This window comes from Ralstonia sp. RL (genome assembly GCF_001683835.1).
GTDB lineage: Bacteria > Pseudomonadota > Gammaproteobacteria > Burkholderiales > Burkholderiaceae > Ralstonia > Ralstonia mannitolilytica.
The window spans coordinates 216193-235331 of record NZ_LWRX01000250.1 but is presented as its reverse complement, the minus strand read 5'-3'; the positions used below and the strand labels follow the sequence as shown (position 1 = coordinate 235331).

General features: G+C 67.2%; 15 protein-coding genes. 5 read left to right on the top strand and 10 right to left on the bottom strand.

Going from position 1 to position 19139, the window contains the following annotated elements; translation table 11 throughout:
• The first annotated feature begins 144 nt into the window (after positions 1-144).
• Entirely contained in the window at positions 145-2991 is a 2847-nt protein-coding gene (locus A6M56_RS23935; RefSeq protein WP_102080928.1) for a DUF2339 domain-containing protein, read from the top strand.
• Positions 2988-4322: a DUF3999 domain-containing protein gene (locus A6M56_RS23930; RefSeq protein WP_102080929.1), complete on the top strand. Its 1335-nt coding sequence runs from the start codon at positions 2988-2990 to the stop codon at positions 4320-4322. Before A6M56_RS23935 ends, A6M56_RS23930 begins: the two co-directional genes overlap by 4 nt.
• Before the next feature lie 87 nt (positions 4323-4409).
• Here the strand turns inward: A6M56_RS23930 and A6M56_RS23925 are convergent, their stop codons facing one another.
• The 10 genes from A6M56_RS23925 to A6M56_RS23880 all read right to left on the bottom strand — a co-directional run bounded on the left by A6M56_RS23925 (position 4410) and on the right by A6M56_RS23880 (position 13695).
• Positions 4410-4793, bottom strand: a complete 384-nt coding sequence (locus A6M56_RS23925) for an MAPEG family protein (protein WP_045786301.1) — start codon at positions 4791-4793, stop codon at positions 4410-4412.
• A gap of 66 nt (positions 4794-4859) precedes the next feature.
• Positions 4860-5081 carry an RNA-binding S4 domain-containing protein gene (locus tag A6M56_RS23920; RefSeq protein WP_045786302.1) on the bottom strand — a complete coding sequence of 74 codons (222 nt, stop codon included), beginning with the start codon at positions 5079-5081 and terminating at the stop codon, positions 4860-4862.
• A gap of 20 nt (positions 5082-5101) precedes the next feature.
• On the bottom strand, positions 5102-5665 hold the full coding sequence (locus A6M56_RS23915) for a YceI family protein (RefSeq protein ID WP_045786303.1): 564 nt from the start codon (positions 5663-5665) through the stop codon (positions 5102-5104).
• 43 nt (positions 5666-5708) lie between these two features.
• Positions 5709-7457, bottom strand: a complete 1749-nt coding sequence (locus A6M56_RS23910) for a glutamine--tRNA ligase/YqeY domain fusion protein (RefSeq protein WP_045786304.1) — start codon at positions 7455-7457, stop codon at positions 5709-5711.
• A gap of 63 nt (positions 7458-7520) precedes the next feature.
• Entirely contained in the window at positions 7521-8579 is a 1059-nt protein-coding gene (locus A6M56_RS23905; RefSeq protein ID WP_257984096.1) for a lipase secretion chaperone, read from the bottom strand.
• Positions 8580-8588: 9 nt separating this feature from the next.
• On the bottom strand, positions 8589-9575 hold the full coding sequence (locus A6M56_RS23900; protein ID WP_102080930.1) for a lipase family alpha/beta hydrolase: 987 nt from the start codon (positions 9573-9575) through the stop codon (positions 8589-8591).
• A gap of 190 nt (positions 9576-9765) precedes the next feature.
• Positions 9766-11268, bottom strand: coding sequence for a tripartite tricarboxylate transporter permease (locus A6M56_RS23895; protein ID WP_045786307.1), 1503 nt, complete (start codon positions 11266-11268; stop codon positions 9766-9768).
• A 10-nt stretch (positions 11269-11278) separates the two neighbouring features.
• Positions 11279-11701 (bottom strand): tripartite tricarboxylate transporter TctB family protein, encoded by a 423-nt coding sequence (locus A6M56_RS23890; RefSeq protein WP_233902540.1) that lies wholly within the window; start codon positions 11699-11701, stop codon positions 11279-11281.
• 277 nt (positions 11702-11978) lie between these two features.
• Positions 11979-12431 carry a DUF2214 family protein gene (locus A6M56_RS23885; RefSeq protein WP_102080932.1) on the bottom strand — a complete coding sequence of 151 codons (453 nt, stop codon included), beginning with the start codon at positions 12429-12431 and terminating at the stop codon, positions 11979-11981.
• A 43-nt stretch (positions 12432-12474) separates the two neighbouring features.
• Positions 12475-13695, bottom strand: coding sequence for a CaiB/BaiF CoA transferase family protein (locus A6M56_RS23880; RefSeq protein WP_102080933.1), 1221 nt, complete (start codon positions 13693-13695; stop codon positions 12475-12477).
• A gap of 183 nt (positions 13696-13878) precedes the next feature.
• Here A6M56_RS23880 and alaS point away from each other — a divergent pair, with 183 nt between their 5' ends.
• The 3 genes from alaS (at position 13879) to A6M56_RS23865 (ending at position 18958) form a co-directional block, all read left to right on the top strand.
• On the top strand, positions 13879-16521 hold the full coding sequence (gene alaS, locus A6M56_RS23875; RefSeq protein WP_045786311.1) for an alanine--tRNA ligase: 2643 nt from the start codon (positions 13879-13881) through the stop codon (positions 16519-16521).
• A gap of 284 nt (positions 16522-16805) precedes the next feature.
• On the top strand, positions 16806-17921 hold the full coding sequence (locus tag A6M56_RS23870; RefSeq protein WP_102080934.1) for a purine-nucleoside phosphorylase: 1116 nt from the start codon (positions 16806-16808) through the stop codon (positions 17919-17921).
• Positions 17918-18958 (top strand): purine-nucleoside phosphorylase, encoded by a 1041-nt coding sequence (locus A6M56_RS23865; RefSeq protein WP_102080935.1) that lies wholly within the window; start codon positions 17918-17920, stop codon positions 18956-18958. Before A6M56_RS23870 ends, A6M56_RS23865 begins: the two co-directional genes overlap by 4 nt.
• Positions 18959-19139 lie beyond the last annotated feature (181 nt).

The following is a 19139-nucleotide window of genomic DNA, read 5'->3' as shown; positions in this document are numbered from 1 at the left end:
ATTGTCGCACGGGCCGGCGGCAGCGATGCGGCCGCGTGCAAGACGAGGCCGCCGCATTCCCTTCGGCCGCTGTTTGCGGTATACGAGCGGTGCGTGCGCGGTTCTGCGCATGCTTCTCCTATCCAAACAAGGATAATCAGAACGATGCGTTGGATATTCGGAATCGTGGGCCTGGTGCTCGGGGGCCTGTCGGGGGGCGTGGTCGGGGCGTTCTTCGGGGTGCTGGTCGGCGTGGGCTTGGCGTCGCTGATCCTGTACATGGACAAGCGCGCGAGCTCGCAGTGGGCGCATCCGCCCGAGCCCGATGCCGCGCGGCCGACGGTCACTGCCGCGACGATGACGCTGCACGAACGTGTGGCCCAACTCGAGCACGAGGTGTCGCTGCTGCGCCGCCAGATGGCGGAGATCCGGGGTGGGACGTCTGCCGCACCGCAACCGGACGCCGTGGCCGACACGCCGCCGCACGTTGCGCCAGCGCCTGCCTTGGCCGAAACCTTGCCGCGTATCGAAGCCGTAGCCGCGCCGCAGGCACCGATGACGAGCCCGCCGCCGGCGCCCGGGCCCCAGCCGGAGCCCGTCGGGCAGCCTGCCATGCCGCCGATGGCGCCGCACGAACCGGACTGGGTCGAGCGCGCCGTGGGTGCTGCTCGTGACTGGCTGCTGGGCGGCAACAGCGTGGTGCGGGTCGGCATCCTGATCCTGTTCTTTGGCGTGGCCTTCCTGCTCAAATATGCCGCCGACAACAGCCTGCTGCCGGTCGAGTTCCGCCTGGCTGGCGTGGCCGTCGGCGCGATCGTGCTGTTGGGCATCGGCTGGCGGCTGCGCGACAGGCGCCCGGGATACGCGCTGGTGCTGCAGGGCGGCGGCGTGGGGGTGCTCTATCTGACGGTGTTTGCGGCCACGCGCATGGTGCCGCTGCTGTCTCCGGGGATGGCATTTCCGGTGTTGGTGCTGATCTGTGCGCTGGCGGCCGGCCTCGCTGTCAGGCAGAACGCGCCGGCGCTGGCATTCACCGGGAGCGCCGGCGGCTTCCTTGCCCCGATCTTGATCTCGACAGGCCAGGGTAGCCACGTGGCGCTGTTCAGCTACTACGCGCTGCTCAACGCGGGCATCTTTGCGATTGCGTGGTTCCGCGCGTGGCGGGCGCTGAATCTGCTCGGCTTTGTCTTCACGTTCGGCATCGCTACCGCGTGGGGCGTGCTGCGGTATCAGCCGTCGCTGCTGTCGAGCACCGAGCCGTTCCTGATCCTCTTCTTCCTGATGTACGTAGGCATCGCGCTGCTGTATGCGCTGCGCCGCCGCGTGAGCCTGAACCACTATGTCGACGGCACGCTGGTGTTCGGCACGCCGCTCGTGGCGATGGGCCTGCAGGCCGGGCTGGTGCACCACATTCCGTTTGCGATGGCGTGGAGCGCTGCGGCGCTGGCGGCTTTCTATCTGGGCATGGCAGCCTGGCTGGCGCCGCGGCGCGCGAACCTGGGCCTGCTGTACGAGGCGATGTTTGCGCTGGCCGTGATTTTCATCACGCTGGCGATTCCGCTGGCCTGCGATGGGCGCACCACCAGTGCGGTGTGGGCGCTCGAGGGTGCGGCGGTGGTGTGGCTCGGCGTGCAGCAGCAGCGGCGCCTGGCCCTGGCCGTTGGCCTGCTGCTGCAAGTGGCCGCGGGCGTGGCCTTGACCGGCAGCACATGGTTCGATTGGGATCCTGCGACCGGTTGGCCGGTGCTCAATCGCCGCTACATCGGCGGGCTGCTGATGGCGCTGGCGGGCGTGTTCACCGGCTGGCAGTTGCATGGCAGGGCGCCGGCGCGCGCGTGGCTGAAGGCAGCGCCCGCGCTGGGCATTGCCGCATCGGTGTGGGGATTGCTCTGGTGGCTCGGCAGCGGCAGTAACGAGATCGACCGCTGGGCCTGGCGCATCGCCAGCCAGACCATCGACCGGCCGGACATTCCGCTGTACGCCGGCTTTGCCGTGCTCACGGCATGGGCTGCGCACGCGCTGCGCCGCAGGCTCGACTGGACGCTGGCCGAGTGGCCGGCCCTGGCGCTGTCGCCAGCGCTTGCCGTCGTGGCGCTGGCGGCCATCGAGCATTGGCGCCCGTCGCCGCTGGCGGGGTGGGGCGGCCTCGTGTGGATCGCGTCGGTCGTGCTCGCCTTCGTGCTGCTGCGCCGCCAGGAGCGCGACGTGAAGGACGTCATCCTCGCGCCGCTGCATACCGTGCTGTTCTGGCTGATCTGCGGCATGTTGGCCACCGAAGGCTACTGGCGCCTCGACGCCTACGTGCCGGAGGGCACATGGAGCTTTGCCGCGTGGGCCTATGCCTATGGCGCGCTGCTTGCCTTGCTGGCGGGAGCCGGCTGGCGCATCCGCTGGCCCATCGCGCGTTTTGAGCGCGCCTATCTGCTGTGGGGCGCGGCACCGCTGGCCGCCTTGCTCTGGCTGTGGAGCCTAGCCAGCGCCGCCAGCGATGGCGACGCCGCGCCGCTGTTCTACCTGCCCGTTCTCAACCCGCTCGATGTGGCGCAGCTGCTCGTCTTCCTCGCCATTGCGCTGTGGATGCGCCGCGTGGCACTGCACAAGCTCGTGCCGGAGCCGTTGGTGATCGGCTATGCAATCGGCGCGACACTGTTCATCTGGGCCAACGCGGTGCTGCTGCGCACGCTGCACCACTGGGCCCACGTGCCGTACACGCCGGAAGGGCTGGGCCGCTCGATGCTGGTGCAGGCCTCGCTGTCGATGTTCTGGACGGTGCTGGCGCTGGTCGTGATGGTGCTGGCCACGCGCCGCGCGAGCCGGGCGTTGTGGTTCACCGGCGGCGCGCTGCTGGGTGTGACGGTGGTGAAGCTGTTCCTGTTTGACCTGTCGCGCGTGACGGGCGTCGAGCGCATCGTGTCATTCATCGGCATTGGCGTGCTGCTGCTGTTGATCGGCTATCTGTCGCCGTTGCCCCCCAAGGCCAAGGCGGCTGGCGAAACCGGGGAGGTTCTGTGAAGAAGGTTGTTCTTGCGATGGCCGCGGCCTCGCTGCTGTCGGCGTCGGCATGGGCCGAGCGGTTTGCGCTGACGGGTACGCCGGGTGCCGCCTATTACGCCGTCACGCTCAACGAAGACGTTTATGCCCACGCACACGAGGCGAGCCTCGCGGATCTGCGCGTCCTCAACGGCGATGGCGAACCGGTGCCATTCAGCCTTGACATCCCGCGCGATGCGCCGCCGCAGGCGCGCACGCTGCACGACGTGCATTGGTTCGCAGCCCCCGTGGATGATGCCCGGAAGCCCGGCACAGCCGGCGTGGTGCTCGGCGCAGACGGCGTATTGCGCGCCACCGGCACGGCCGCGCCGCAGGAGACCACGCGGGCATGGCTGGTCGACCTGAGCCAGCTGCATGACAGAAAAACGGCGACGGTGACGGCGCTCGTGGTGGTGTTGCCCGCGGTGGAGTTCCAGAGCGGCGTCAACGTGCAGGCGAGCGATGACCTGCAGCACTGGAGCCCCGTCGCGCAGGCCACGCTGTTCCGGCTGTCGAACCAGGGCAGCACGCTCGTGCAGGATCGCGTCGAATTCGCGGGGCTGCGGGCAAAGTACCTGCGGCTGACCTGGCAGGGCAAGCCGCCCGCGCCCGAAGCCGTGCGCGCCGAAGTGGCCATGGGGGGGCGGGTGGCAGCGGCAGACAGCGCCATCCAGTGGCGCGCGGGGCTGGCGCCGGTGCAGACGCCGTCTGCCGGGGATTACCGGTTCGATACCGGCGGTGTGTTTCCGGTGGAGCGCGTGAAAGTCAGCCTGCCCCAGGCCAACACCGTCGCGCAGGCCACCCTCTACGCGCGCGCCGATGCGCAGGCACCGTGGCGGCTCATCACGTCGGCCCGCCTTTACCGGCTGGCGGGCGCAGGGGGCCAGGCGGAACAGGAGAACGCGCCCATCAGCGTGCCGGCAACGGCGGATCGCTACTGGCGCCTGCAGGTGGACACGCGCAGCGGCGGTCTCGGCGCCGGGGCACCGCAGCTGTCAGTAGGCTGGCGTCCGGCTACGGTCACGTATGCTGCGCGCGGCAGCGTGCCGTTCTCGCTGGCCATCGGGGAGGTGGCGCGCGGCAACCCCGTCGCACGCAACGATCTGCTGGCTGGCGCATCGCCCGCCATTGCGCCTGCGCAGCTTGGCGCGATGACGGATTCGCCGGCCGATGCACTCACGGCTGAGCCGCCCGCAGGACGGACACGGCAGTGGATCCTGTGGGGTGCACTGGTGGCCGCCGTGGCCGTGCTGGCGGCGATGGCATGGAAGCTCTTCCAGACGCCTGCAACGCCGCCCGACGCATCGCCGTAACGGCATCGCTCAGCGCATCGGCCAACAGCCTCGCCGAAACGACAACGGCGCCCCTGTTTGCAGCGGGCGCGGGAGGGCGTCGCCGGCTCAGTGAACGAAGGCCGGTTGCACGAACAGTGCGATGGTGATGCCATAAGCGGCCAGCCACATCAGCGAACGCGGCATGGCCCAGTCGGCGAAATAGCAGACCGTGTACAGGAGCCGAGCAACAATGAAGGCGACGGCCAGCAGGTTGACGCGGTCGATCAGGCCCCCGCCCAGGATGGCCACCAGCACGGCCACGGCAAAGAACGGGAATGCCTCGAAGTGGTTCTGCTGCGCGGCGTTGGCGCGGGCGGGAAAGCCGGTTTGCTGGGCGAGCCAGATGCGCGGGTTGTGGTTGTCGTACTTCTGGCCGCTCGCCTTGGCGACGGCGGCACACACGAGCGGAAACACGCCCGCAATCAACACGCACCAGAGTGCGATCGGCATGGTCAATCTCCTGGAGGGGGGACCGGCGCACGCTAGCACGCCGTGCGTTTTCAAACACCTGCGGCGCTATTCGGCATCGTGCACGGCAATGCGCACGTCGCCCAGCATCACGACCTGGCCGGCGCGGATCTTGGCCGTCTTGCGCAGCTCCGGATGACCGTCGACGGTGACGGCCCCATCCGCCACCACCGCCTTGCCGGCGCCGCCGCTGTCCACCACGCCGGTGAGCTTGAGCAGCTTGTGCAGCTCGATGTAGTCGGTGGTGAGGGTGAAATCGATATTGGGCATAGAAGGATGGATGGCGCGGCTTATTGAGGCGTGGCTTCCACGCTGACGTCGATGTCGACGCGGTCGCCCACGTCGGGCAGGAAACGCGTCATGCCGAAGGCGCTGCGTGCGATGGCGAAGTGGAAATCGCCGCCGCAGACGTGGCGCGTGCTGCCGGGCAGCTTCTCGTCGCCGCAGCTGAAGCGGCGCACGTCCAGCCGCACCGGCTGCGTCACGCCGTGCAGCGTCAGGCTCGCCTCGATGGCGACGAGCTTGCCGCCTTCGACGACAAAGCGGTCGCTGCGCAACCGGATGACGGGAAACTGCGCGGCATCCAGAAACTGTTCCGATTTCAGCACGCCGTCCAGCACCCGCAGGCGCGTGTTGATGGAGGCGGCATCGACGGTGAAATCGAAGCCGCCCTGGTGCGTTGCCTCATCGAAATTGATGGCGCCGTCGATCTTGTCGAAGCGGCCGCGCATCGTGGTGCGGTCAAAATGCGACGCGCCGAAGTAGACCGAGGTGTGTGCCAGGTCCGGCGCAAACGGCGCCGCGAAGGCGGGCGTGGCGAGCACTGCGGCCAGCAGCAGAATCCATGCACGCATGGTGCCTCCTTGTTCAGAGGCCCACGCACGCATGGGCCTGTGCTTACTTGCCCCAGCTGTCCTTCAGGCCGACGACGCGGTTGAACACGGGCTTGCCCGGTTGCGAGTCGATGCGGTCGGCCACGAAGTAGCCGTGGCGCTCGAACTGGAAGCGGTCTTCCGGGCGGGCGGCAGCCAGCGTGGGCTCCAGGTATGCGGTGACGACCTTCTTGGAGTCCGGGTTGAGCGCATCCAGGAAGTTCTTGTCGCCCGAATCCGGCTGCGGGTCGTTAAACAGGCGGTCGTACAGGCGCACCTCGGCTTGCAGCGCATGCGCCGCGCTCACCCAGTGGATGTTGCCCTTCACCTTGACGCTGTCAGCACCCGGCGTGCCACTCTTGGTATCCGGAATGATGTTGGCGTGCACGGCGGTGACGTTCCCGGCGGCATCCTTGTCGCAGCCGGTGCATTCGATCACGTAGCCGTAGCGCAGGCGCACCTTGTTGCCCGGGAACAGCCGGAAGTAGCCCTTGGGCGGCGTCTCGGTGAAGTCTTCGCGCTCGATCCACAGCTCGCGCGTGAGCGGGAACTCACGCCGGCCGAGTTCCGGCTGCTTCGGGTGCACGGGCGCGGAGCACGGCTCGTTGAAGTCGGCCGGCACGTTGTCGAGGATGAGCTTGACCGGGTCCAGCACCGCCACAGAGCGCGGCGCACGGGCATCGAGGTCGTCGCGCACGGCGGCCTCGAGGATGCTCATGTCGATCCAGCTGTCGGCCTTGGACACGCCCACGCGCTCGCAGAACAGCTGGATCGATTCGGGCGTATAGCCGCGGCGGCGGATGCCCACCAGTGTGGGCATGCGCGGGTCGTCCCAGCCGTCGACGCGCTTTTCGGTCACCAGCTGCAGCAGCTTTCGCTTGCTGGTGATGGCGTACGTCAGGTGCAGGCGCGCGAACTCGTACTGGTGCGGCAGCGTCCTGGGCAACACGCCGGCGTCGCGCAGGTGGTCGAGCACCCAGTCGTACAGCGGGCGGTTGTTCTCGAACTCCAGCGTGCACAGCGAATGCGTGATGTTCTCCAGCGCATCGGAAATGCAATGCGTGAAGTCGTACATCGGGTAGATGCACCACGCGTCGCCGGTGCGATGGTGATGCGCATGGCGGATGCGGTACAGCACCGGATCGCGCATCACGATGTTCGGCGCGGCCATGTCGATCTTGGCGCGCAGCACATGCTCGCCGTCCTTGTACTTGCCGGCCCGCATGTCGCGGAACAGCGCGAGGTTCTCGTCCACCGAGCGGTCGCGGAACGGCGACGGCGTGCCGGGCTTGGTGAAGTCGCCCCGGTTCGCGGCGATCTGCTCGGCGCTCTGGCTGTCGACGTAGGCCACGCCGCGCTGGATCAGCACCTCGGCAAAGCCGTAGAGCTGCTCGAAATAGTCGCTCGCGTAGTACAGGTGTTCGCCGCCGGCGTCGTTCCATGAATAGCCGAGCCAGTGCACGGCGTCGATGATCGAATCGACGTACTCGGTGTCTTCCTTGACGGGGTTCGTGTCGTCAAACCGCAGGTGGCAGCGGCCGCCGTATTCCTTGGCGAGGCCGAAGTTCACCCAGATGCTCTTGGCGTGGCCGATGTGCAGGTAGCCGTTGGGCTCGGGCGGAAAGCGCGTCACCACGGGCGGGATCGGTTGGCCTGCGGCGTCCTTGCGGCCGGCGTAGGTGCCCTGGGCGAGGTCGCCCTCGATGATCTGGCGCAGGAAGTTGGACGTGGATGCGGCGGAGATGCCCGCGCCGCTGGCGTTGTCTTGGCTCATGGGAGTGCGTGATTCGGCAATCCCGTGATTTTACCGTGCCCGGCCGTCTGCGCCGGGTCCGGCCTATTTGCGCTGCGCCAAGCCGTCGAGCGCTTGTGCGCGCAGCAGCTCATTGGGCGCGGCAAAGGTCTGTGCGCGCAGTTGGGTGATCTGCGCGGTGCGGTCCGCTTCGGCGAGGCCGGGCGCGTGGCTGATGCGGTCGCGCTCGCGGGCGTAGGCGTCGTAGCGGCTGCGCCAATCGGCTTCTTCGCGGTTGCCGCGGATGAGGCGGTCGGCCACGATGCCGTCCACGCCCTGCGCCGCCAATTGCTGGCGGATCTGCGCGTCGGTGAGGCCTTGCCGGATCCACGCGTCCATCGCGCTGGCGAGCTTGATCGGGGCCGAGGCCTCGCGCCGGGCTTGCTGCACGGCGGGCGGCAGCCCGGCTTCGATGGCGGCCAGCCGGGCGGCGCGCTGTTCGGGCGACAGCGATGCATCGCTCATCACGGCCAGGCGGTCCAGTTCAGCGGCGTCAATGGCGTCTTGATCGCCGTACCAGGCCTGCGCGACGTCGGCGCCGAGCACCTGGCGCCGCAGTTCGGCACGCGCGGCCAGTTGCTGGCGCAACGTGGCCATCATGTCGGGGCGCTGCTGAAGCTGGTCGACGGTGGGCTTGTTGCGGCCGCCACCGCCTTGCGCCGCGAGGGCTTGGCGATACGCCAGATAGCGCTGCAACAGCGCCTGCGCCTGCGCCAGCGCGGGCGATACCAGCTTGGCACGCAGATGCGCCTGCGCCATCGCCACGCGCTGCGCGTCAGGCAGCGAGGCCGGCACGTCGAGAAAGTAGTCGAACACTTGCCGGTTGGCGGCCTCGACGATGAGGTGGCCGTGCGTATCGACGCGCAGCCCATCCGGCACCTGCGTGTCGGCCAGCTCCGTCGGCGGGTTGGCGGCCGCCTCTTGCGCTGGCGTGGCGTTGATGCTGCCGATGAAGGCGCCTGCGGTGGGGCGGGGCGGTTCCGGTGCCACTGCGGGCGCAGCCTCCCGCGCATGCCACCAGTAGACCCCGCCCGCCGTCGCCACCGCAACGAGCACGGCCGCCACAAACGTCATCGGCTGCATGGGCGACGGGGGGGTCTTCATGGGTGGCCCTTACAGACCGGCCGTCTTGAGCCGGTTGGCCTGCGTGCGGATCACGGCAACGGGGTCCGCCGCGAACGGGCCGATCAGCCCGAGCAACTGGTTGACCTCGTCGAGGTGGTTCCACGCGTAGTCGGTGGACAGCACTTGCCCGAACTTCGCGCTGCACACCGAGACGAGCCCATCGTTGGTGCCGGACCCGCGCGCCTGCATGACCGTGCCGGTAAAGACGAGCGCCGGATCGAACAGATCCAGGATGTTGGTGGCTGTCGAGCGGCCCGTCCACGAATAGAGCTTCTGCACGTTGCCGTTGCGCACATCGGTGCTGCTGCCGGTGTTGCAGCCGCTGGCCAGCCCGGCGCTCGGGAAGGCGGTGTTGAAGTCCGCCGCCCCGGCGGTCGACAGGATGCGCAGCGCGGCATAGCCGTCCTGCGGATTGCTGTTGCCGTTGAACCACGAGAGCACGGTGCCGGCAAGGTCGGCGCCGATGTTGAGCAGCGCCTTGAGCGGATCGGGCGCGCTCTCGACAAAGTCGGCAAACTCGGAGCCCTTGTGCGGTGTGCCGATGGTCGTGACAGAGGCCACCTTGTCAGGAATGACAGCGGCCGCGTAGCGAGAAGTCAGCCCGCCCTGGCTGTGGCCGATCAGGTTGACCTTGGCGGCGCCGGTGGTGGCGAGCACGCTGCGGATCTGGCTGACCAGCTGCTCGCCGCGCACCGTTTCGTCATTGAAGGCCGAGACGTTGGCCACGTACACCGTGGCCCCGTTGGCGCGCAGGTCTTCGGGAATCTGGTACCAGTAGTCGACCGTGCCGAGGAACTTGTCGGTGCCCGACAGTCCGTGCACCAGCACGATCGGGTACTTGGTGGCTGCATAGGTGCTTGCGGCCCGTGCCGGCGCGAATGCCGCGATGGTGACGGTGGAGGCGGCCACGACGGCGGCTGCGGCGTGCGTGCGCAGAAACCCGCGCACGGCGCGGAGCGGGGAAGGCTTTGACATACGGTTTGTCTCCTGGACATTGGACTGTGGCCGGCCTCTGCGGGCCGATCGCCCTCCGTTATCCGAGGCGCGCCATCCAACGTCAACCGAAGTGGAGGTTTGGCTCTAATGCTGCGGCGCCGCGCCCGCAAACAAAAAGCCGGAGGGCAGGCCTCCGGTTCTGTAGTGTGCGACGCAGCATGCGGCCGGGCTATTCCTCCTGGAACGCCTCCTCGCGCTTCTTGCTGATGGCCGGCATGGCCACGAGCAGCACCAGCACGGCCGCCGCAATCAGCAGCCCGAGCGACAGCGGCCGCGTGACGAAGGTGGAGAAATCCCCGCGCGAGAGCAGCAGCGCGCGGCGGAAGTTCTCTTCCATCATCGGCCCGAGCACGAAGCCGAGCAGCATCGGCGCCGGTTCGCAGCGCAGCTTGACGAACATGTAGCCGATCAGGCCGAAGAGCGCCGTCTGGAAGATATCGAACGTCGTGTTCGACACCGAATACACGCCGATGCAGCAGAACACCAGGATGGCCGGATACAGGAAGCGATACGGCACCTTCAGCAGCCGCACCCACACGCCGATCATCGGCAGGTTCAGCACGATCAGCATCAGGTTGCCGATCCACATCGAGGCGATCAGGCCCCAGAACAGCGCGGGGTTGCTGGTCATCACCTGCGGGCCGGGCTGGATATTGTGGATCGTCATTGCGCCGACCATCAGCGCCATCACGGCGTTGGGCGGAATGCCGAGCGTGAGCAGCGGAATGAACGACGTCTGCGCCGCGGCGTTGTTGGCTGATTCGGGGCCGGCCACGCCCTCGATGGCGCCCCTGCCGAATTCGCTCGAATACTTCGAGGTCTTCTTCTCCAGCGAGTACGACGCGAACGACGCCAGCGTCGCACCGCCGCCCGGCAGGATGCCCAGCACCGAGCCGAGCGCCGTGCCGCGCAGCACCGCCGGGATCATCCGCTTGAAGTCTTCGCGGCTGGGCCACAGGTTGCGGACGTGCTCGACGAAGGTTTCGCGGTGTTCCTTCTGTTCGAGGTTGGCGATGATCTCGGCAAAGCCGAACACGCCCATCGCCACCGACACGAAGTTCAGCCCGTCGGCCAGCTCCGGCACGTCGAATGAATAACGCGCGGTGCCTGAGTTCACATCGGTGCCGACGAGGCCCAGCAGCAGCCCGAGCACGATCATCGCAATGGCCTTGACGAGCGAGCCGGAGGCCAGCACCACCGCGCCGATCAGCCCGAGCACCATCAGGGAGAAATACTCGGCCGGCCCAAAGTTGAACGCGAATTCCGACAGTGGGGTGGCAAACGCGGCCAGCACGAGCGTGGCCACGCAGCCGGCGAAGAACGAGCCGAGGCCGGCGGTAGCGAGCGCCACGCCCGCGCGCCCGCGTCGCGCCATCTGGTAGCCGTCGATGGTGGTGACTACCGACGACGATTCGCCCGGCAGGTTGACGAGGATGGCCGTGGTCGAGCCGCCGTATTGCGCACCGTAGTAGATGCCCGCGAGCATGATCAGCGCGGCCACCGGCGGCAGCGCGTACGTGGCCGGCAGCAGCATCGCAATCGTCGCGATGGGGCCGAGGCCCGGCAGCACGCCGATCAGCGTACCGAGCACGCAGCCGATGAACGCGTAGACGAGGTTCTGGATGGACAGCGCGGTGGAGAAGCCGAGCGCGAGATTGGCAAAGAGGTCCATGTCGTGCTCCTCAATTGCCGATGAAGGCGGGCCACACCGGGAACTGCAGCTTGAGCCCATACACGAATGCCGCCAGGCTCATCAGCACCATGACGATGGCCGTACCGACGGCGCCCTTCCAAGAGAATTCATGGCTTGCCATGCTCGAGACCAGCACCAGCACCACCAGCGAAAGCACCAGCCCAAGCGGCTGCAGCAGCAGCCCGAACAGGACCACCGAGCCAAGGATCCACAGCAGCGTCTTGATATCCCAGCGCGGGATGCGGTCGGCCACGCCCTTGCGCGACAGCGACTGCAGCAGCACCACAACGCCCAGCGCCACGAGCACGATGCCAAGCCAGAAGGGGAAATAGCCGGGTCCCATGCTGCTCGCGGTGCCCATGCGGTAGCTGCGCGCCAGGATGGCGAACGCCGCGCCAGCGACGATGAACATGATGCCCGATGCAAAGTCCTGGTGACTGCGGATCACCGGACGATCTTGTGGATCGTTCTGCAAGAGTGGTCTCCTCGTATGGGCGCGCTGCGCCTGGAGTGGCGGGCCGCCTTGTTGGCGACCAAGTTTGCACGCTAAGCAGACCGGCTTTCAAGCACCTTGCAGTAGGGGCAGCGGGCGCATCGACGCACTGGCGCGGTGCGCCCGCAAACGGTTCAGGGTTTGTCCCTAGCGTTGGATTGGGGGCCGTACAACGTTCGAGCTCAGCCCGCGCGATCTAGATGCCGATGCCGCGCGCCATCAGCACCGCCGCCAGCGGGATGAACACGATGAGGTGCGATTCGATCATGACCCAGCGGCGCGTCTTGGCAATCTCGGCCGGCGTGGGCACGAAATCGGGCAGCGTCTTGGCTTGCTTCTTCCAGCGCAGGATGGTCACGGTCGGCATGATGGACAGTAGCCCCACCAGGATGAACAGACCCACCTTGATGTGGAACACAGGGTTATGGACGTAGAACGCGTACCCCTTGGCGCCGTAGAACACGCGCAGCAGGCCGGTCACCAGCACGGCTATCGCAGCGGCACCGTACACCGCGTCATAGCGCGCGAGGCGATTGCGGATTTCCGGCGTCATGCCGGGCCGCAGCACCACCGCTTCGGCGGTGATGAAGACGATCAGCGTGAAGATCGAGATGTAATGCAGATAAGCCAGCAACGCATCGGACCACATGTTGACCTCGTGAGGGTGGGGAAACGGTTTGGCGATGAAGCAGCTAGATCACGCCGCGGTCTCGGAGCGACGCGATCTGCTCGGCGCTCAGATCGAGCACGTCGCGCAGCACGGCATCGGTGTGTTCGCCCAGCAGCGGCGGATGGCTTGCGGCCTTCGGCGGCGTCGCGCTCATCTTGACGGGGCTGCCGACCAGCTTGACGGTGCCGGCGCTCGGGTGGGGCAGATCGACACGCAGGCCGCGCGCCTGCACCTGTTCATTGTCGAAGACCTCGTCGAGGTTGTTGATCGGTCCGCACGGCACGCCGGCGGCTTCGAGCTTGCCGATCCACGCCGTCTTGCCGAAACGCTTGACCATCTCCGCCAGGATCGGCACCAGCGCGTCGCGGTTGGCGACGCGCTGCGGGTTGGTGGCAAAGCGCGGGTCATCCGCCAGTTCGGCCATGCCGCCGGCTTCCACGAAGCGGCGGAACTGGCCGTCGTTGCCAACCGCCACGATGATCCAGCCGTCGGCCGTCTGGAAGGTCTGGTAAGGCACGATGTTCGGATGTGCATTGCCCCAGCGCTTGGGCGCCTGCCCGCTCGCCAGGTAATTGGTGTTCATGTTGGCCAGCATGGCGACCTGCACGTCGAGCAGCGCCATGTCGATGTACTGGCCCTCGCCGGTGCGGTCCCGATGCGCGAGTGCGGCCAGCACGGCCACGGTGGCATACATCCCGGTCATCAGGTCGGAAATGGCAACGCCGGCCTTCTGCGGGCCGCCGCCGGGCAGGTCGTCGCGCTCGCCGGTCAGGCTCATGAAACCGCCCATGCCTTGCACGATGAAGTCGTAGCCGGCGCGCGCGGCGTAGGGGCCGGTCTGGCCGAAGCCGGTGATCGAGCAGTAGATGAGGTCCGGCTTGACGGCCTTGAGGGATTCGTAGTCCAGCCCGTATTTACGGAGCTGGCCGACCTTGTAGTTCTCCAGCACCACATCGGCGTGCGCCGCGAGCTTGCGGACGATGTCCTGCCCCTCCGGCGTGCTGATGTCGACGGTGATCGAGCGCTTGTTGCGGTTGGCAGCCAGGTAGTAGGCGGCTTCGGCGGTGTCGCGGCCGGCCTCGTCCTTGAGCCAGGGCGGTCCCCAGGTGCGGGTGTCGTCGCCGGCCCCGGGGCGCTCCACCTTGATGACGTCGGCGCCGAAATCGGCGAGGTTTTGCGCGCACCAGGGGCCGGCCAGCACGCGGGTCAGGTCAAGAACACGGAGATGGCTCAGAGCACCCATGGATTGACGAATCGACACAATTGGAACGCATGGACTGTACACCAGCCTTCCACGTCACCCCAGCCCCCTGCGACCAATGGACGTAAAAGTGGCGTGAACCCCGTATAATCAACGGTTTGCACTGATCCAACAGCGCTTCCGGGCCTCGCCCCGGGCGCAATGCTGACTCCGGCACCCCGCGACATGAAAGCCTCCGATATCCGCCAAAAATTCCTGACCTTCTTTGAGGGCAAGGGCCACACCGTGGTGCGTTCCTCGCCGCTGGTGCCGGGCAACGACCCGACGCTGCTGTTCACCAACTCCGGCATGGTGCAGTTCAAGGACGTCTTCCTCGGCACCGACAAGCGCCCGTACGTGCGCGCGGCCTCCGTGCAGCGCTGCCTGCGCGCCGGCGGCAAGCACAACGACCTGGAAAACGTCGGCTACACGGCGCGCCACCACACGTTCTTCGAAATGCTCGGGAACTGGTCGTTTGGCGACTACTTCAAGCGCGACGCACTCGTGTGGGCGTGGGAGCTGCTGACGCAGGAATACAAGCTGCCGGCCGAGAAGCTGTGGGCCACCGTCTACCAGACCGACGACGAGGCCTACGACATCTGGACCAAGGTCATCGGCCTGCCGCCCGAGCGTGTCGTGCGCATCGGCGACAACAAGGGCGCGCCGTATGCCTCCGACAACTTCTGGCAGATGGCCGAAACCGGCCCATGCGGTCCGTGCTCGGAAATCTTCTACGACCACGGCCCGGACGTGTGGGGCGGCCCCCCGGGAAGCCCGGAAGCCGACGGCGACCGCTACATCGAGATCTGGAACAACGTGTTCATGCAGTTCGATCGCCAGCTCGATCCGGCCACCGGCGAATACACGCTCACGCCGCTGCCCGCCCCGTGCGTGGATACCGGCATGGGCCTGGAGCGCCTGGCCGCCATCCTGCAGCACGTGCACAGCAACTACGAGATCGACCTGTTCCAGGCGCTCATCGCCGCTGCCGCACGTGAGACGAACACCAAGGACCTGGCCAACAACTCGCTGCGCGTGATTGCCGACCACATCCGCGCGTGCTCGTTCCTGATCGTCGACGGCGTGATCCCGGGCAACGAAGGCCGCGGCTACGTGCTGCGCCGGATCATCCGGCGCGCCATCCGCCACGGCTACAAGCTCGGCTGCCGCACGCCGTTCTTCCACAAGCTGGTGGACGACCTCGTGGCGCAGATGGGCGAGGCGTATCCGGAGCTGCGCGACGCGCGCGACCGCGTGGTCGAAGTGCTGCGCACCGAAGAAACGCGCTTCTTCGAAACCATCGAGCACGGCATGTCGATCCTCGACGCCGCGCTGGGCGAATTGAAGACGTCTGGCGGCAAGATGCTCGACGGCGAACTCGCCTTCAAGCTGCACGACACCTACGGTTTCCCGCTGGACCTCACGCAGGACGTCTGCCGCGAGAACGACGTCATCGTCGACGAAGCCGCCTTTGATGCCGCCATGAACCGCCAGCGCGAGCAGGCGCGTGCGGCCGGCAAGTTCAAGATGGCCGCCGGCACGCTCGACTACACCGGCGACAAGACCACGTTCCACGGCTACGAGCAGCTCGTGAGCGAGACAGCCCGCGTGACGGCGCTGTTCGTCGACGGCGCGTCGGTCGATGCCATGCAGCCGGGCCAGACCGGCGTGGTGGTGCTGGACCACACCCCGTTCTACGCCGAGTCGGGCGGCCAGGTTGGCGACCAGGGCACGCTCAAGGCTGCCACCGTCTGGTTTGACGTGGCCGACACGCAGAAGGTGCTGCCGGACGTGTTCGGCCACCACGGCACGCTGCGCACCGGCGTGCTGAAGGTTGGCGATGCGGTCGCGGCCGAAGTGGACGCCGTGCGCCGTGCGCGCACCATGCGCAACCACTCCGCGACCCACCTGATGCACAAGGCCCTGCGCGAAGTGCTGGGCCCGCACGTGCAGCAGAAGGGCTCGCTGGTCGATGCCGACAAGACGCGCTTCGACTTCTCGCACAACGCACCGATGACGCCGCTGCAGATCCGCGAGGTGGAAGCGCGCGTCAATGCCGAGATCTTCGCCAACGCGCCCACCGCCGCCCAGATGATGGGCTTTGACGACGCGGTCAAGAGCGGCGCCATGGCGCTGTTCGGCGAGAAGTACGGCGACGAGGTGCGTGTGCTGTCGATCGGCTCGTCGAAGGAACTGTGCGGCGGCACCCACGTGGCGCGCACCGGCGACATCGGCCTGTTCAAGATCGTGAGCGAGTCGGGCGTGGCAGCGGGCATCCGCCGCGTGGAAGCCATCACCGGCGACAACGTGCTGCACTACCTGCAGACGCTGGACGACCGCGTCAACGAAGCCGCGGCTGCGCTGCGCGCCCAGCCGGCGGAACTGACACAACGCATCGTGCAGGTGCAGGACCAGGTGAAGTCGCTGGAAAAGGAACTCGAGCGGCTGAAGTCCAAGCTCGCCGCAAGCCAGGGCGATGAGCTCGTCAGCCAGGCCGTGGACGTGGCGGGCATCAAGGTGCTGGCCGCGAAGCTCGACGGCGCCGATGCCAAGACGCTGCGCGAGACCATGGACAAGCTCAAGGACAAGCTGCAGAGCGCGGCCATCGTGCTGGGCAGCGTGAGCGACGGCAAGGTCGCGCTGATCGCCGGTGTGACGGCCGACGCCACCGCCAAGGTCAAGGCCGGCGAGTTGGTCAACTTTGTCGCCCAGCAGGTCGGCGGCAAGGGCGGCGGCCGCCCCGACATGGCGCAGGCTGGTGGTACCGAGCCCGAGAAGCTGCCGCAGGCGCTGGCCGGCGTGGCTGCGTGGGTGCAGCAGAAAGTGTGATGTAACGCTTTCAACGTGATGCGCTGAACGGCGCGCGTTCCCGACCGACGGGGCGCGCGCCGTTTTGTTTTGGGGACGGATTCCGTGCGCCATGCACGGGTATGGCCGCTTGTCCGGGCCCGCAGGACAAGCCCACGTTTGGGGCAGGCTGGAGGGTGGCTGCGCCATCGCCTATACCGGGGAAGCGTGACCGGTCCGTTCGCCTGGCAGGCAACTTGCATCGGTCGCCGGCGCTGTTCCCCGCAGTGCACGTCGTATCCCCATCCCCAAATCCGAGGAGAACCATGAGCGCTCTATCTGACAAGGTCGACGCCCAGCCGCCGCAGCGACCGCAGCGATTAGTCGGGCGGCTTGGCAAACGATTGCTCAAGACCATCGCTGCCGGCGCGTTGGTGGCGGCCGGCATCGGCGCGTCGACGCAGCCCGTGGCGCAGCTCGCGCCCGAGTCGCACGCACGCAAGCTCAAGGTGCTGATCATCAGCATGTTCGCGCCCGAGGCGCAGCCGTGGATCGACAAGCTGGGCCTCACGCAGGAGGTGCCGGTGCCCGGTCTGTCGATCGACTACCCGAACGTGCATTGCAACGCCAACGACGTGTGCCAGCTCACCACCGGCATGGGCAAGGCGAATGCGGCGTCATCGGTGTCGGCGCTGATCTACAGCGGCAAGTTCGACTTGCAGCGCACGTATTTCCTGGTGGCGGGCATTGCCGGCATCGACCCGTCGCAGGGCACATTGGGATCGGCCGCATGGGCGCGCTTCCTCGTCGACAGCGATCTCGCCTGGGAGATCGACGCGCGTGAGATTCCCGGCAACTGGCCGAATGGCTTCATCGGCATCAACACGCAGGGCCCGGGGCAGAAGCCGCCGCTGGACTACAAGACCGAGGTCTTTCGCGTCAACGAGGCGCTGCTGCAGAAGGCGCTGGCGCTCTCGCGGGGCGTGGTGCTGGACGACAACGCAACGGCGCGTGCGTACCGGGCCAACTACCCGAGCGCACCGGCCAACCAGCCGCCTTCGGTCGTGCAATGCGACACCGCTGCCGGCAATACGTACTGGCACGGCGCCAGGCTCGGCGAGCGCGAGGCCGCCTGGGTCAAGCTGCTGACGGACGGGCAGGGCACGTACTGCACCACGCAGCAGGAAGACAACGCCACGTTTGAAGCGCTCACGCGCGGCGCGAAGGCGGGCCTGCTCGACCTGCAGCGCGTGGCCGTGCTGCGCACCGCATCGAACTTCGATCGGCCATATCCGGGGCAGACGCCGTACGACTCGCTGGTCAACAGCAACTCGGGCGGGTTTGTGCCGTCGCTCAACAACCTGTACCTGGCGGGCGGCCCGCTGGTCAATGAGATCGTCACGCGCTGGAGCGTGTGGAAACACGGAGTGCCCTCGCCATGATCGATTCCCCACGCAAAACGCCAATGCGATCCCTCGCCACGTTGCTCGCCGCAGGCGCGGCAGCACTGACCTTGAACAGCTGTGCGTACGACGGCGTGAAGGTCATCGTCATCAACATGTTCCAGGGAGAAGCGCAACCCTTCATCGACCGTTATGACCTGAAGGAGAAGGTCTACATCTCCGGCCTGTCGCCCGACGCGCCGAACATGCTGTGCAACTACGACGGCATCTGCCAGATCACCACGGGGATGGGCTACGCCAATGCGGCGGCGACGCTCTCGGCGCTGCTCTATCGCAGCAAACTGGACCTGACGCACACGTACTTCGTGATTGCCGGCATTGCCGGCATCGATCCTGCCCAGGGCACGGTCGGGTCTGTGGCGTGGGCGCGCTATGCGGTGGACTACGGCCTCTCGCATGAGATCGATGCGCGCGAGATGCCGGCCGCCTGGCCGTATGGCTACTTCGGCATCGGCACCAAGGGCCCCGGTCAGAAGCCGCCGATGGACTACCGCACCGAGGTGTTCCAGCTCAACGAGACGCTGCTGCAGAAGGCGTACACGCTGTCGAAATCGGCCACGCTGGAAGACAGCCCCGAGGCCATCGCCTTCCGCAAGAACTTCGCGTATGCCCCGGCCAACCAGCCGCCCGGCGTCATCCAGTGCGATGTGGCTTCCGCCGATACCTGGTGGGCCGGCCGCAACCTGGGCCAACGCGCGCGTGACTGGGTGAAGACCATGACCGACAACAAGGGCACTTACTGCACCACCGCACAGGAAGACAACGCCACGCTCGAAGTCCTTACACGTGGCGCCCGTGCCGGCAAGATCGACTTCAGCCGCGTGGCGCTGCTGCGTGCGGGCTCGGACTTTGACCGTCCGTACGACGGCCAGAGCGCCTCCGACGGCTTGATCAACTACGCGCAGCAGGGCGGCTTCGTGCCGGCCACGCACAACCTCGTCAACGCGGCCAAGCCGTTGCTCGACGATATCGTGCAGCGCTGGCCGCAGTGGAAGCAGGGGGTGCCTTCGAATTGATGGTTGCTTACACGGGATTTCAAAACGTATAATGATAATCATTCTCAATTGATGGGCGGCAGCGGGCATCTGGCCTGATCGCTGGCCATCGCTGTTGCCGGGCGAGCCAGCGGGTGCTGACCTGCCAGCCGACGGACGACGCGCCGCACTTGCTGTTGCGGCGCGTTTTTTTGTCCTCCGC